Origin of the sequence: Enhygromyxa salina, assembly GCF_000737335.2 — a bacterium.
GTDB classification, from domain to species: Bacteria; Myxococcota_A; Polyangia; order Nannocystales; family Nannocystaceae; genus Plesiocystis; species Plesiocystis salina_C.
The window spans coordinates 1-15,550 of sequence record NZ_JMCC02000096.1; the positions used below are offsets into that span (position 1 = coordinate 1).

A 15,550-nucleotide genomic window follows, 5' to 3' on the forward strand; every position below is an offset into this window, starting at 1 on the left:
GAAGGGGGCTCTCGTCTGGGCACCCACGGCCACCGGGGGGCGCTCCATTCGTTTCTTACCCCTCACGGACGGCTTGGGACTTCGCAGGTCACCCCAGCCGCCTTCGCGCTTCGCTTCGCTCGCTACCCTCGAAGGGGGAGGACCTATGGGGCGGCCCAGCCTGGGGCGTCGAACAGGGACTCGCGTAGGTCGTCGCCTTCGCGCTCGCCGACGACCCCGAAGGTCTGATCGCAGGTGTGGAGTTGGGCGCCGTAGCGGCGCTGGAGCTCGGGCCAGCGGCGGACGCTCTCGCACTGTTCGAGCACGATTCGATCGATGTCGCCGAAGAATTCGTGGGCCTCGAGCAGGGCGTCGACGGCGTTGTCGGTGAGACCGAACAGGCGCAGCTCGGTGAGCTTCAGGGGGCGGTTGATCGCAAACTCGAGCACGCGATCGAGGGCGCTGGGTCCCTGCAGGCCGAGCTCGCGCAGGCGGGTCTGGGTCAGGGCGACGAGCAGCTCGTCGAGGTTGGGTCCTTCGTTGTCGAGCCCCGGGCCGCCGGCGTTCGACCACGGATCGTTGATGTGGGTGCAGCGAAGCCAGAGGCGCTCGAGCACGGGCCACGGGCCGTCGACGAGCCAGCGGCGCAGCTCTTCGTCCAGCGTTGGCACCTGCAGCTCGAGCACGCGCAGCTGCGACAGCGGCGGGAACACGCGCAGCTCGGTCCCGACGATCCGCAGCGCAGCCAAGCGCGGCGCCCAGTCACTTGCGAGGGCCAGCGGCGCGAGTGATCCGATCCGGGCTAGCGCGACTCGCTGGCGCAGGTTGCCGGTCTCGTCGCGAGCCCAGCGGCCCCGCGAGACCCCGCCGAGCTCGAGCCGGATCAACGCGGGCCGCCGGTCCAGCTGCAAGATCGGCAGCGCGCGGGCGAGGTCGCGACGCGAGCGAGGATCGAGCTCACCAATGCGCAGCTGCTGGATCGGCAGCGCGAGCGGATGCGAGAGCATCGTGTCGAGCACGGGGACCAGGTCGCGCAGGCCCAGGCGCCAGCGCGATAGATCGAGCCCACCGGGCTCGGTGCCGATCCGGGCGGCGGCGATGAAGCCGTGATCCCACGCGAGGCTGATCGGTCGATCCGGGCCATCGAGCTTGCCGTAGTCGCCGAGCCAACGCGGGATCCACTGGGTCAAGAGCTTGTCGCGACGACCCAACAAGCGCGCGCGCCCAGGCCCGTCGACGTAGGCCAGGGTCTCGTCGATCGCTATGAGCTCGCCACGGACGTCGCCTTGGGCCGACAACCAGTCACCCAGCACCGACCACGCGGCGCGAAGCAGCTCGGGCCCGTCGGGCGTGGCGAGCTGCTCTGGATCGAGCGCCGCGAGCACGGCCGCCGCCATCGCCGGATCGAGCGCGCCGATCTGTTCGCGCGGCTGCTCGACCGGGCGATAGCCCTCCGCGAGCTTGGCCTCGATGCGATCGTCGAACTCACGCATCGCCTCGGCCTCGAAGTGAGCGCTGTGAACCAGCTGCTCGCCGGGCTCGCCGATCCTGCCGCTGCGAACACGGAGACGCCGACCGTCTCGTTCGATCTCCCAGAACCGATCATCGCGCTCAAACCGAGGCAACGGGGGTATCTTAGACCCCCACATAGGCCTTCGCACTTCGCCGACTGCAGCCGCTTCGCGGCTGGTGGGCTCGTTTTGACCCCCACATGCACTTTAGACCGCGCCGACTGCAGCCGCTGGCGCGTCTGGTCGCTTCGCTCCTCGGGGCCGCTTGTTCGCTAGGGTACGTGTGGCCCCCTAGAAGGGGGCTCGGGGTGCTTTGAGCCGGCGCTGACGTGGACGGGCGTGGACTGATGAGGGCCCGGCTTTGGGGTGGTTTGAGCCGGCGCTGGCGTGGACTGATGCGGGCCCGGCGTTGGGGTGCTCGAGCCAGGGCTGGGCGTGGACTCGTGTGGGCCCGGCTTGGGGTGCTCGAGCCGGGCCCACATCAGTCGCCCAACGCTGGCTCAAGCACCCGGAGCCCCCTTCTAGGTCATAGCCGGACACGTAAATGGAGAGGCATCCACCGAGCTCGAGGTGTTCAGACGAGAGCCCCCTTCTAGGGGGCCACACATACCCCTGCGAACAAACGGCCCGTTGGGAGCGAGCGAAGCGAGTGACCTGCGAAGTGCGAAACCGGCTGTGGGGGTCACAGAAGGCCTGCGAAGTCTAAGGTCTATGTGGGGGTCCTAAAACTCCCCGTCCCAGAGGATGCGGCGCGCGATGAGCTCGGAGGCTTGGTCGCGGGGCACCGGGCGCGAGAACAAGTAGCCCTGGGCCTCGCCGCAGTCGAGCAGCGTCAGCTCGCGGGCCTGCTGGGGGGTCTCGACGCCCTCGGCGACCACGCCCATGCCCAGGTTGTGCGCGAGGCCGACGATGCTTGGCACGATCGCGGCCTTGCGATCGTCGTGGCCGACCATGTCGACGAACGACTTGTCGATCTTGAGGCCGTCGATCGCGAACCGATGCAGGTAGCTCAAGGAGCTGTAGCCCGTGCCAAAGTCGTCGATGTAGAGCTTGATGCCGCGGTCGCGCAGGCGGCCGAGGATCCGGGTCGCGGTGGTTGGATCGTCGATCAGCGTGGACTCGGTCAGCTCGAGCTTGACGGCCTCGGGTGGGAGTCCGACGTCGTCGAGGACCTGCTCGATGTCGGTGACCAGCGTCGGCGAGCCGAGCTGGTGGCCCGAGAGGTTGATGCTGATCGAGACGTCGTTGGCGTCGGGGAACCGGCGGTGCCACGCGGCCATCTGTGAGCAGGCTTCGCGCAGCACGAACTGCCCGATCGGGACGATCAGCCCGGTCTCTTCGGCGAGCGCGATGAATTCGATCGGGCCGATGACGCCGCGCTTGGGGTGGTTCCAGCGGACCAGCGCTTCAAACCCGGTGAGCCGACACGAGCCAAGCGCGACGATCGGCTGGTAGTAGACCTCGAACTGCTGGCGGACGATCGCCTCGCGCAGCTGCATCTGCGTGCGCAGGGTGTTGAGCGCCTCTTGGCGCATGGCCGTGTCGAAGGTCGAGCTGCGCGACTTGCCGCGGCGCTTGGCCCGGCTGGTCGCAACCCCAGCGTCGCGGATGACCTCGGCGGGCCGCTCGTAGTTGCGGGCGCTGTTGGTGATGCCGATCGAAGCCGTGGTGAAGATCGTCTGCTCGTCGAGATCGAAGGGCTGACGCAGGTTGTCGTGGATCGTCGACGCGAGTCGGTCGGCCTCGGCAAATTCTTCGTTGCCTTCGATCAGGATCGCAAACTCGTCACCGCCGTAGCGGCACACCAGCGTGCCCTCGCCAACGGAGTCGCGCAGGCGCTGGGCGAGCTGGGCCAAGATCCGATCGGCCGAGTCGAGCCCAATGCTGTCGTTGAGCACCTTGAAGCGATCGAGGTTGAGGAACAGGACCGAGAACCGAAAATCGGGGTCGCGGCGGGTCTGCTCGATCGCGTGCTCGAGCCGCTCGACCAGCACGCGACGGCTGGGCAGCCCGGTCAGCTCGTCGTGGAGCGCGTGCGGGGCCGCGAGCGCCTCGGCCCGCTTGCGGCGGTTGATGTCAGTCAGCGAGCCAGCCAGCGAGCTCGCCCGGCCCCAGCGATCGCGGCGCACCAGCCCGCGGCTGAGCACCCAGCGATACCCACCGTCGCGCTGCCGGATCCGATGTTCGAACTGATGGATGACAGAGCGGCCATCGATGTGGGCGCTGAGATCCGCGCGCAGTCCGGGCAGATCGTCGTGGTGGACCCGCGACAGCCAGACGTCGCGGCTGTCGCCGATGTCGTCGTCCTCCATCCCAAACAGCTGCTTCCACCGCGGCGAGTAGTGGATGGTGTCGGTGTTGAGGTCCCACTCCCACAGGCCGTCGTTGGCCGCGCGCATCAGCAGCCCGTGGCGAGCCTTGGTCTCGCGCAGCGACGCGCCAAGCTGCGCTTGTTCGAGCGCGTGGCGGATCGTTCGCTCGAGCGTGCGCGGGCTGATGTCTTCGCGCTCGAGCAGCTCGAAGGCTCCGGCGGCGCGCACGCGCTCGAGCGTGGTCTCGAGCTCCTGGCTGACCGCGATCACCGGGCGCTGGCCAGTCGCGTCGGCGTTGCTCAGGTGGGGATCGAGGGTGCTGACGTCGACGACGTACACGTCGAAGTCGTCGTCGTCGCGATCGAAGTCGATCTCGGTCGGGTGGACGACGCTGGCCTCGAACCGCCAGCTCGGCGCGGCGGCGAGGGCCGCGACCAGTTGGGTGGCGAGCTCGGGCTCCGCGGCGATCAACACCCGGGCGCTCGACGGCACGTCGTCAGTCCTGATCATCGGCACCCCGCTCGCTGGACGCAGGCTCGCCCCACACGGCGAGCAGCGGTGCGGGGGGCGGAACGATCGTCGAATTGCGCGCGCGAAGCCAAACTCTGCCCCATTTCACTGGCACGCGGGTAGGGTCGTCAAGTCCCGCGATCGCGAGACCGACGCGGGCTCCCTAGACGCGCGTGAGCGGCCCAGTTCCATCGACGTGCATCCGAGCGCGCGCTGGTTCGGGGATCAGCGCGGTTTGTAGGCAGCTGCGAACACAGCCAGCGCCAGCGCCTAGATCGAGATCTGCACCCGGCCCGGGTCGACCTCGCCAGGCGGTCTTTTGGGTGAACCTCGGATCAGTGATCCGCGGACGAGCACCGAGCGCGGGCCGGGGTGCGCGGGTCCGAGCGGGAGTGCGTAGCGGGCGCCAGCTCACGGGTGCGGACGCAACTGCAGATTCTTGGCCACCGCGGCCTCGGCCGTCTCGGGTGAGATCAGGTGGCGGATCCGCAGCCGGCGAACTTGGCGGCGCAGGTGCTCGCGCCACTCGTCGTCGATCGACCCCGCGGAAAACCGGCGGGAGTAGGCGACGGGGGCAGGGGCCAGGCTCGCCAGATACAGCGCCTCCATGAGGTCGAGGCGACTCGCTTCTTTGCCAAAGTGATAGCGCGAGGCCTCGGCGACCCCGTGGATCTCGGGACCCAGCTCGATCACGTTCAGGTAGACCTCGAGGATCCGCTTCTTGTCGAGCCCCCGCTCGAGTTCAGCGGCGAGCATGGCCTCGGCGAGCTTGCGGGCGACCGAGCGATCGATCCCCAGCCACAGGCTGCGCGCGGCTTGCTGGGTGATCGTGCTGGCTCCCCGGCGTACGCGACCCTCGAGCAGGTTGAACCAAAACGCGCGCTCGATCTGCTCGCGGTCGAACCCGTCGTGTCGCCAAAATCGAGCGTCTTCGAGGATCACGAACGCGAGCGCGAGCTCGGGCACCTGCTCGATGCGCACGTAGTTCTCGTCGCCGGTGGCCAGCACGCGTCGCTGCTCGCGACCCGCTGCGCTGACGAAGCGATGGTGGTAGGGCCCGCGCAAGCCCTCGATGTCCGCGCCGGGACCCAGCCGATCGATCTTGCAGCGCTCGATATAAGGTAGGTCGAAGCGAAGCTCGCCGGGGGCCTCGAAGTCCTCGAGCTCGAGGGTCTCGGCGTCGGGGCCGAGGTAGCGCGCGCGGGCCCGCTCGAGCGCGGCAAAGTCCAGGCGCAGGGCGACGTGGGCGTCGAGGGTGCCCGACAGCTCGGTCCCCGCTAGCACCGCCGACATCCCGGGGGTCGCGTCGAACACGGCCTGACACGGCGTGCTTGGCAGCTCGAGATTAATGTTCAGGCCGGCCGGGTCGAGCTGACCGGAGACCTCGAGCTGGACGCCGCGGTGGCCAAGGACCAGCGCCCCGCCGCTGCGCGGTCCAGCCTCGGTTCGCTCGCGCGTCAGCTCGCCGTCGATCGTCACCTGTGTGAGCACGACCGGCGTGGCCGCGAGCAGTCCGCTGTCGAAGCGCAGCTGCGAGAGCTCGACGCCATCGAAGCGCGCGCGCGTGAGTCCTTCGCTGCGGCCAAGCTCGATGGTTCCGCTGAGCCGAGTCTCGTCGAGCAGCAGGCGACCGTCTCGCTCTCCGAGCGCGTCGCCGAGTCGCCGCCCCAACAGCTGGACGAAGGGCTCGAGCAGGGCCAGCGGCAGCTGCTCGGCGTCGAGCTTCAACCGGTCAGCGTCGGTCTTCGCGCTGGCGCGGGTCACATCGATCGTCGCGCGGCCACCTTCTGGTTCGCGCAGCTCGAGCTCGAACCCGCGCGGCGAGATCCGGCCGAGCATCGTCAGAGATGTCTGCGGCGCCGTCCCGCCATCCGCGAGCTGTTCAGCTTGCGCGGAGGGATCCGCGGTGCCGCGATCGAGCGACACGCTGCCAGAGATCTCGAGCGCGCGCGGGTCGGTGTCGACGGCCGCGAACTCGAGCGAGGCGCGGGCCCACGCAGAGTCGAGTTGCCTGCGGGAGGGTGCGGGCTCTGGGCGGGCAGGCGACGCAAGACCGGCCTGCGCGTGCTCGGGGCCGAGCTCGAGCGTGACGTCGCCGCGGATCTGTCCGTCGCCGGGCAGGCGCAGGTGTGGATCGCTCGCGGTGGCAAACAATCCTTGGCCAAGGTCGACCCGCACGCTGCCGTGGGTGACGACCTCGATCGGCACGCCGCGCACGCGTTGGAGCAGCTTGGCGATCGGGTCTTCGACCTCGACCTCGACCTCGACCTTGCGCTTGGCCGGCGGGGCGCTCGTGGTCGCGGGTTGCGGGTCGGGTGCCGCGGGCTTGGGGGGGTCTCGCAGCACGACGCCGTCGAGCCCATCCACCTCGATCGTCAGCCCCTCGAAGCCCGGACGCACGCGCACGCGCGTGGCGCTGACGTGGCCGCGGTGGCCCGGCAGCGCCCGCGAGAGTCCGCGCAGCTCGAGCCCGCGCAGATCGAGGTCGACCGCGAAGCCCTGATCAACGCCAAGCCGCTCGCGCAGCCGCGATTGCACGTGTGCCTCTGCCAGCGCCGGCCCAGCGGTCGCGGCCATCGCGAGCCCCAGCCCCAGACACCACGGCGCCGCGCGACCGAGTCGGGTCGCGCGTCGACGCTGCTGGCGGGTGCGTGGGTCGGACATCGACGTTCAGGCGTGCAGGGGTGCGGCCAGCTTCAGCGCAGGTGCGACGCGGGCCGAAGACCGACCGAAGATCAGCTGGGCACACAGGCGGGGGTACGAGAGGCCGGCCGCGCGCGCGACCCTGGCGACCACGCTCGCGCGATGCAGCGGCGGCAGCGGCTCGACCTCGAGCACGACCTCGTTGTCCCGCTCCGAGATCAGCATGTCCACGCGGGTCGGGCCGTTGCTCAGCTTCAGGGTCGAGCAGGCGCGCAGCGCCAAGTTCTCGAGTCCCGCCCGCCGCTGTGGGTCGAGCTGCGGGGGGCAGACCATCGCGCGCGTGCGCGGGGCCGATCCAACAAAGTCGCGCTCGAGCTCGGCGACGCCGAGCACCTTGCCCTCGAGCACGACCACGCACAGCTCGCGGCCGACGATCTCGCGCTCGAGCAGCAGCTCGTCGCCCACGCGCGCCTCGTCGGCGGCCGCGGCCACCTCTGACGCGCTGTCGAGCCGGCGCACGCCGATCCCGTCGGCGCCGCGCCGCGGCTTGATCACCCCAGGCCAACCGAGCCGGTCGAGGTCGATCGCCGTGGCCGCGAGGTTGGGACCGATCGCGATCGTGTGCGGGACAGGAAGGTTGCAGTGGCTCAGCACCTGCCGGGTCAGCAGCTTGTCGTAGGCTTGGCTGATCGCCGCCTCGCTGGGGCCGATCACGTCCAGCCCGCATGCGCGGGCGGCCGCGTGGACCCGACCGCTACCTCCTAGGTCGCCGTGGGACGCGATCATGACCTTGTCGACGCCACCGAGCCGACGCAGCACGTCGGTCACCGGGCGCAGCTCGAAGTCCGGGTCGTCCGAGTAGGCCGGGATCACGGCCAGCTCGCAGGCGATCCCCAGCGCCCGCGCGGCGTCGCGCAGATCGCGGGCGGTCTGTGCTTCGCCGTCCAGGAGCCCACCAGCGCCCGGGGGCGTCCCGTTCGCGGCAATGGCGCTAGCTCGCGCTCGTGGGTTGTCAGCCCCGGAGGCCCCTCGCATCGAGGAGCCCGCAGGAACAATGATGCCCAGCGTGAGCGTGCCCATGGATCGGCGGCTAGCAGGACTTGCCAAGCATCCACAAATTTTCGGATAGTTCGGCAGGCGCGCCCGGTGAGCCGCACCCCCAGGGTGCTCCCGCCGGCCGCGTTCCACCCGGAACCGAGTTCGTCCTGACTCGCTGTCTCTACCTTCATCTACGTTCCACCACGATCCACGGGCGATCGTCAGCGCCGGGACGGGTCCGATCGAGCCTTCAGACTGCTGTGGCTCCGTCGCCAACCGACCTCCCGAGCGTGCGCCCACCTCACCTTTGCGACGAGCGGAGACCCAATGACCTTCCTCGAAGCCGCGATAGAGATCCTCCGAAGCACGGAGGAGCCCCTGCACTTCAACGACATCGCTCGGCTGGCCGTCGAGCGCAAACTGCTCTCACACGTCGGCCGCGACCCAAACGCTGCCATGCGGACCTGCCTCAATTCGGCGGTCCGCAGCAAGGTCCACGACGGCGTCGTGATGCGGAGCAAGCCCGGCCACTACCGCCTGCGGCCCGGCGTCGAGCCGCCCAAGTCGCCGCCGCCGCCGTCCGACGCGGAGCCGCTCCCGGACGCGGAGTCCAAGGATACCCAATCCAAAAAGGCGAGTAATTCCAGGCCGAAAGCTAGCGATAGCTCGACTGCGAGTCAGAAAAAATCCGACCCGCCAAGTCGCAGTCGTGGGCGCAAAAAGACGACTCGAGACCGCGCGACACCAAGCGAAGCCAAGCCGCGCGAGACCCAGGCTCAGCTCGAGCTCGGGGACAAGGACGCTATGGCGGATACGCCCGCCCAGGCCCCCGCCGCGAGCGCTGCGGGGGTGCCCATGCCCGAGCTCGATCCAAGCAAGGTCCGGTTTCGCGGGCCAGAGGGCTCCGGGCTCGAAGCTGACACCGACGTCACGCTCGTGATGGCCAACGCCATGTCGCGTCTGGTCGATGAGCGGCCAGATCTGCGTGAGGAACTCGAAGCAATGCAAAAGGGTCCGTCCCCAGCTCCCGAGGTGATCGAGGTTGGTCGCAAGACGCGGCGAGATCGAGATCGTGACCGCGAAGACGATGGCCGCGAGGCACGCGGGCGCGAGGATGATCGCCGGGACCGCGACGATGATCGGGGCGGCCGCAAGCGTCGCCGTCGCCGTCGTCGTGGCCGTCGCGTGGAGTGGTCCGAGTCCAACGCGACCCGCCAAGACGGCGCCCGCAGCGGCGAGGAGCTGCTCGACAAGGTCGCCCGGGTCCTGAGCGAGGCTGGGCCACGCTCGCTTCACGTCCGCCAGATCGCAGAGAGCCTGGCCAACCAGGACGTCCTTGGCGGCGAGATCTCGGAGATCGAGCGGGCCGTGACCGCGGCGATGCTGCTCGATGTTCACAAGCGGGGCGATGCCTCGCGCTTTGCCGTTCGGGGCGACGCTCGCTACCAGCTTCGCGGCAGCCGGCTGCCCGAAAAGGCGGCCGCGGCCGAGCACGCGATGCGGACCGCGGTCCGTGAACTCGAGAAAGAGACGTCCGCTCAACTTCTCTTGTGGTTACAATCACTTGGGGCACGTTCCCTCGAGTCGTTTGTACGAATTTGGTTGGCCCACGAGGGGTTTGGGATCCTCAGCACGCTTCCACCCTCGCGGGGTCTGAGCAAGCTCGTGGCGGAGGACCCCGATCCCGAGGATGACGACGGCCGCACGCTCGTGCTGATCGTCCCGCGCAAGACCAACCTCGAGCCGAAGCTCTGGGAGGGTGAGGCCGAGCGCAACACCTGCGCCAGCACGCTGGTGTTCGCGATGAGCGACTCGATGGCCGAGCCCGCTGGCGCAGACACCCGGGTGGTGCTCGCCAACGAGTTCGTCCGCTGGCTGCTGCGCAGTGGCATCGGTGTGCGCAGCCTGAACATCCAAGTCCCTGTCCTCGACGCGGATCTGATCGAGTCGATCGGGGGCCTCGATACCTGAGGCACCGCGACTGCTCGGTCGCTGGCTGGGGCGACAGCCCTTCGCCGAGTGTCTCGAGCAACAGCTGCAGACCCGCGAGGCGATCCTCGCGGGGACCGGTGCAGAGACTTTGTTCATGGTCGAGCACCCGGCGACCCTCACGCTGGGGCGCCGCGGAAAACGCGAGGACGTGCTGTGGACCGACGCGCAATTGGCCGCCGAGCAGGTCGCCGTGTGTGAGACGCCGCGCGGCGGCGAGGTCACGCTGCACGCGCCCGGACAGCTGGTCGCCTACCCCGTGATTCGGATCGGCCGCGCGATCCGCGAGCACATCGAGCGCATGGCCGAGGTCACGATCGCGCTGTTCGAGCAGCTTGGCGTCGACGGGGTCGAGTTTCGCGCCGACCACCCGGGCGTCTGGCGAGGCGACACCAAGATGGCGTCGATCGGCCTGCACATCAGTCGAGGGGTCTGCGTCCAGGGCATGTCGATCAATCTGGATGTCGCGCCCAAGCTGTTTGGGTCGCTGGTCTCGTGCGGGATCCCCGAGATCCGCATGACCAGCGTCTCGGCCCTGCGACCCGAGCCGCTGCCGCCCCTCGCGGAGCTCGCGCAACGCTGGGCCCAGGCCTTCGCCGACCGCGCTGGCTACAGCCTCGATTGGTCGCCGCTGCCGGCGCCAAGTCCCGGTTGAGATCGTGGCGAGCGCGCGCGTCTGGGGTCGCGATCTGCCGCGTGTCTGGGGCCGCCGGGTTCTGCTATGTTGCCGCTGCATTGTGGTTCAGCCTCGGCCACTGACTCTCTCGTTGTTGGCGAGCCTGTTTGGCGCGGCCCTCACGCTTGGTTGTGTCGGCGGGTGCGCGGATCCCGATCCCGAGACCTTCCGCGTCCAGGTGATCTCGATCGACGCGCACGGCGGGCCGTCGCTCCCCGAGGATCGGGTTCAGGCGATCGTCCGTCGGGCGTTGGCCCAGGCGCCGAGCTTCGCAAGCGCCGAGCGCGACCAGCGCAGCGGTTCGAAGCGGGGCACGCTGGTCGCCACCTTCGAGTATCGGGAGCTCCCCGACGCCAGCGATCACGGTCGTGATCTGATGGTCCGACTGTCGGTCGAGACGCCCCCGGAGATCGCCGCGGAGCTCGGTGCGGCGGGTCTCGATGTGACGGTGCTGCTCGAGCGCGAGGCCGGCCAGGCCGATCTGTCCGGGGACCTGCGCCTCGCGACCGAGCGGCTCGTGAACATCCTGCAGGCTCGGACGGACCTCGCCCGTGACACCGAGGGATCGGTGGCGCGCCTGCTCGGATCGAGCGACCCCGACGCGCTGATCTTGACCCTCGAGTGGGTGCGCGATCACGCGGACCGTGCGCAGGCCCGCGATGCAGCAGATCGCGCGGTCGAGCTGATCAACCACGCAGATGAGCGGGTGGCCCTGCTCGCGATCGAGGCGCTCGGCCAGATCGGCGGTCCCGAACACGTCGGCGTGTTGCTCGATCGGATCCAGCTCGCCGATACGCGCCAAGCCAACTCCGCGTATGATGCGCTGGCGAACCTGGGCGGTCCCGAGGCCGAGGGCTTCTTGCAGTTCGCCGCCCGTAATGAAGATGAGCCGCGCCGGCGCGCGGCGGCGGAGCGGGCCCTGCATCGCGTCGCCGACTCGGATATGGTCCAAGCGAGCAGTCGAGCGCAGTTGTCGCCAAGTCGGCCCTCGGTCACCGCAGGTGACGGCGGCCTCAACTCAGCGGCGGAGTCGGGTCAGCCCGACGGCGATCGCGCCAAACGTCCTCCCACCTGGCAGCGAAGCCGGGGCCACCGATGATCTCCAGCATCCTCCTCGCTGTTCTGTTGGCTGCGCCCGCGCCCGCGCCCGCGCCCGCGCCCGAGCCCGAGCCACAAGCCGATCCGATCCCAGTCGCGGCTCCTGCCAACGATCCCGGCCCGGGCCAGGCGCCCGTTCGGGTCGAGCCTCCGGCCGCGGACCGCGGCACGCCGCCCAACCCACATGCGCGTCCCAGCGAAGGGGTCTACGCCGTCGGCAGCAGCGGGGTCGCGCCCTTGCCCCCCGCGCCACCCCCGGTTTCGCCATCCACGATCCGTCACGACAGTTGGCGGGGCGTCGGCTGGCTCGCGGTGCGCCTGCACGTGATGGGTCCGCTCGCGGGAGATACGCCGGGTCGACCTACGGTGATCGCGCTTGGTGGTGGGGCCGAAGGTGGCTGGCGAATCCGACAGTGGGTCGCCGTGGGTACGGGGTTCTCGCGGCAGCCCCACGAGAGCTACCGCGATCAACTCGTCAATCCGTCCCAAGTGGTCAAGCGCAACGGCTACATGAGCGCGTGGGACTTGGCCTTCGTCCGGCTTTACGCGCCCGTCCGCGGACGCATCGACCCCTTCATTGATCTCGGCGGCGGCCTGGGCTTCTTCGAGCCAGCTCGAAATCGCCCGATCTTGGTTGGCGCCACGGTCCGCGCGAGCGCGGGGTTCGAAGCATGGGTCTCCCGCAACGTGACCTTGGGCCTGTTCGGGGTCTACCGTGCCAACTTCATGGACGAGTCGATTGGCCACGCTTGGCAGGCAGGCCTGAATCTCGGCCTGCATTGGTGAGTCTCGCGTGACCGGTCCGGATTGATCGCCTACGATGGTGTCCGACCTTTCGTCGGATGTCACCAGCGAGCGACAACCTGAGTGGCAGCCTGTCGACCAGGTTTGCAAATGTCCGCCGGCTCGGCGCGGGAGCAGAGGGGGGCACATGGATCGCCAATGATGCTGGCGGTCGGCCGGTCGTTCTCAAGCACGTGAGCGCCGACAGGCGTGGCACCGTCGCGCGGGCCTTCGAGGTGCTGCGCGCGGTGTCCTCGCCGCATCTGCCGGCGGCCCTCGAGCTCATCGATGATCCGCAGACCGGCGGGATCTGGCTTGTCACGCAGTTTGTAGACGGTGAGGTGCTCGCGCCGGGGCCGGTGCCGATCGAGCAAGCGCTGGTCGAGGCGCTCGGGGTCGCGCTGGCGCTCGCGGCGATCCACGGGCTCGGCACCCACCACGGGGACGTCAGCGCCAACAACGTGATCGTCACGCCAACGCGTGGGGTCGTGCTCACCGACCTCGGCCAGCTCGGAAGCCACGGGTGTGGGACGCCTGGGTTCTTGGCGCCAGAGGTGCTCGCGGGCGACGGGGGCCCGGCCGCGGATCGCTTCGGGGTTGGCAGCCTCTTGTGCCTGCGCCTGTTCGGGCACGTGCCGTGGCGCAGCCCCGAGCGGCTGCTCGCGGTCGCCGGCGTCGAGGGGGTTCGGCGTCGGATCCGATCGCTCGCCGACGCGGCCGAGGTCGATCTGCCTGGGCCGCTGGCCTCGCTGCTCGAGCGCTTGTTGGATCCCTCGCCGGGTGCCCGGGTCTCGGATCCCGAGCTGCTCGTGGCTCGGCTTCGCCAGCTGCATCGGGCCAGCTCGACGGGCGAGCTGCTGCGGGCCCAGCCCGCGTGGTGGCTGCCAAACCGTTGGTCCTTCCTTGGCGACCGGGCCCCGCTCGTCGCGGCCGCGCAGGCGATCGAGCGAGGCGGCGTGAAGCTGGTCGCGGTCGAGGGTCCGCCGGGCAGCGGTCGCGCGCGGGTGATCGAAGAGCTGATTGGGTTGCTGCAGCTGGCGCGCGCTCGCGATCCCGAGCTAGGCATCACGGCCCAGCTCACCGACGCCCACATGCTCGCCCGCGAACTGGGTCCCGAACTGGGTCTCGAGCGCGGCCGCGAAGCTGATGAAGCGGGGGGCTGGGTCGAGGCCTGGGTCGGAGCGGGTGGCCCTGGGGCGACGCGGCGGGCCTGGGGGTTGAACCAAGCGCCGACGTGGCCAACCACGATCGCTTCGTCGACCGAGCTGCAGGCCGCGGTCCTGCGTGCTGGCGTTGGGCTTGGGCGCGACGCGGTGCTGCTGCCGGTCGAGCCCGAGCTTGGGCAGCTGCTCGTTGGCGCGAGCGCTGAGGACCCTGCGATCGCGCTGGTCCGCGTCGAGCCGTGGACGGTCGCGCAGGTCCGCCGCTGTCTCGACGGCGTCGTCGAGCAACAATTTTCCAGCCACGACGAGCTGGATCGCTGGGCGCGGGCGCTGCACGACGCGACCGGCGGATGGCCGGCGAAGGTCGTGCGCGCGATCGAGGCGGTCGCTCGCTCTGGCGGTGAGGCTCCAGATCGCGCGGCGATCGAGCAGGCGCTGATCGCCTCGGACAGTGAGCCGCGCCTCGATCCACAGATCGCGCGACGTGTGCTCGATCGTCGCTGGGGTCTGCCCGCGGAGCTGCCCGCGAGCTTGGTCGCGCGAGGTGAGCCGCTGGCGAGCGCCGTCGCGGCGGCGCGGGTCGGACTTGGCGACGCCGTCGCGGCGCTGGCCGAGGCCACGCTCGCACAGGTCCGCGGCGCCGGTGGAACCATCCCGCTCGCGCTGGCGCTCGACGCCGACGACGCCGACGCGATCGAGGGTTGTGTGCTCGCCCTCGAGCAGCGGGCCGGCGGTGCGTCTGGGGATCCAGCTCGCGAGCTGCCGGGCGCTGTTGCGAGCGAGCTGGCGGGCGCTGCTGCGAGCGAGCTGGCGAGCGCTGCTGCGAGTGATCCGGTGAGCGCTGCTGCGAGTGGTCCGGCGAGCGCCGTTGCGGGTGATCTGCCCAGTGAGCTGCCCAGCGACTTGCCGAGTGACTTGGTCGACTGGCTCGAGCGGGGGGGAGCGCTGCGCGTGGGCCCGCGGCTCCGGCTCCGGGCGCTGCGCGAGCTGATCCGCCGCGGCCAGGCCGAGCGGGCGCTTGGACTGCTCACCGCGATCGCAGCCACGGGCACGCCGAGTCCCGCCGAGGGTCTCGAGGGGGTCCGGGCGCTCGAGCAGATCGGTCGCTCACGAGACGCGCTCGATGCCGTCGAGCAGCTGCTGCCACGCATGGTCGGGCCCGATCGTGATCGCGCGCTGGGGTTGCGCTGGCGCGCGCTGGTCGACGCCGGTCAGATCCCCCGTGCGCGGGCCGAGGCTGAAGCGTGGGCCCGCGAGCGCGAGCTCGACCCCGCGCGTGACCGCCCGAGCTGGCGCCGCGCCGTCGCGTGGTTGTGGGGTGGTTTGGCGGTGCTCTATGGCGGCGGCGAGGCGGGCCCATGGCTCGATCGGGCGCTCGACGAGTGCGCCGGGGACCACGCCCCGGGCACGGCCCGAACAGTGGCCAGCTTGCGCGCGCGGGTGTTTCAGCTCGAGGCCAACCTCGCGCAGATCGGCGGGGAAGGGGCGCGGGCCCGCGAGCGCTACCGAGCCGCCGCCAACGCGTTCTCGCAGGCGGGCGAGGGCCTCGGCCAAGTGCTCGCGGAGGGCAGCTTGGCCTCGCTGGCGCTCGACGCTGGCGAGTACGACGAGTCGCTCACCCGCGGACGTCGGGCGCTGCGATGGTTCTTGGCGCGGGCGCAGGTGCAGACGTTGCCAGCCGTGTGCCTGAACTTGGTGCGGACGCTGGTCGCTGTCGGGGCGCTCGACGAGGGCAGGCGGCTGCACGATCTCAGTCGCCGCGTGGTGTTGGCCAGCGCCTCGCAAGGCGGCGCGTCACCGCTGGCGCGCGCGCGGCTGCGGCGAGCGGAGCTCGAGCTCGAGCTTGGC

At 70.2% G+C, this 15,550-nt stretch carries 9 protein-coding genes; 5 read left to right on the top strand and 4 right to left on the bottom strand.

Features of this window, described 5'->3' with window-relative positions:
- Positions 1 to 143: 143 nt before the first annotated feature.
- The 4 genes from DB30_RS30655 to DB30_RS30670 form a co-directional block, all read right to left on the bottom strand.
- Complete coding sequence (locus tag DB30_RS30655; RefSeq protein WP_052555690.1) at positions 144 to 1,604, bottom strand: WGR domain-containing protein; 1,461 nt, start codon at positions 1,602 to 1,604, stop codon at positions 144 to 146.
- 608 nt (positions 1,605 to 2,212) lie between these two features.
- Positions 2,213 to 4,312 (bottom strand): putative bifunctional diguanylate cyclase/phosphodiesterase, encoded by a 2,100-nt coding sequence (locus DB30_RS30660; RefSeq protein ID WP_052555693.1) that lies wholly within the window; start codon positions 4,310 to 4,312, stop codon positions 2,213 to 2,215.
- A 411-nt stretch (positions 4,313 to 4,723) separates the two neighbouring features.
- Positions 4,724 to 6,976, bottom strand: coding sequence for a biosynthetic peptidoglycan transglycosylase (locus tag DB30_RS30665; RefSeq protein ID WP_146661331.1), 2,253 nt, complete (start codon positions 6,974 to 6,976; stop codon positions 4,724 to 4,726).
- 6 nt (positions 6,977 to 6,982) lie between these two features.
- The gene (locus DB30_RS30670; RefSeq protein ID WP_052555697.1) at positions 6,983 to 8,035 is read right to left on the bottom strand and encodes an ATP-grasp domain-containing protein; all 1,053 of its coding nucleotides are present in this window, start codon (positions 8,033 to 8,035) and stop codon (positions 6,983 to 6,985) included.
- A gap of 285 nt (positions 8,036 to 8,320) precedes the next feature.
- Here DB30_RS30670 and DB30_RS30675 point away from each other — a divergent pair, with 285 nt between their 5' ends.
- The 5 genes from DB30_RS30675 to DB30_RS30695 all read left to right on the top strand — a co-directional run.
- Positions 8,321 to 9,964, top strand: coding sequence for a winged helix-turn-helix domain-containing protein (locus DB30_RS30675; RefSeq protein WP_052555699.1), 1,644 nt, complete (start codon positions 8,321 to 8,323; stop codon positions 9,962 to 9,964).
- Positions 9,965 to 10,046: 82 nt separating this feature from the next.
- Positions 10,047 to 10,637 carry a lipoyl(octanoyl) transferase LipB gene (gene lipB, locus DB30_RS30680; RefSeq protein WP_420870687.1) on the top strand — a complete coding sequence of 197 codons (591 nt, stop codon included), beginning with the start codon at positions 10,047 to 10,049 and terminating at the stop codon, positions 10,635 to 10,637.
- 115 nt (positions 10,638 to 10,752) lie between these two features.
- Positions 10,753 to 11,757, top strand: a complete 1,005-nt coding sequence (locus DB30_RS30685) for a HEAT repeat domain-containing protein (RefSeq protein WP_052555703.1) — start codon at positions 10,753 to 10,755, stop codon at positions 11,755 to 11,757.
- Positions 11,754 to 12,542, top strand: a complete 789-nt coding sequence (locus DB30_RS30690; RefSeq protein WP_052555705.1) for a hypothetical protein — start codon at positions 11,754 to 11,756, stop codon at positions 12,540 to 12,542. Before DB30_RS30685 ends, DB30_RS30690 begins: the two co-directional genes overlap by 4 nt.
- A 56-nt stretch (positions 12,543 to 12,598) precedes the next feature.
- Positions 12,599 to 15,550 (top strand): protein kinase domain-containing protein (locus tag DB30_RS30695; protein ID WP_052555707.1); only part of this gene is annotated, 2,952 nt, incomplete at its 3' end.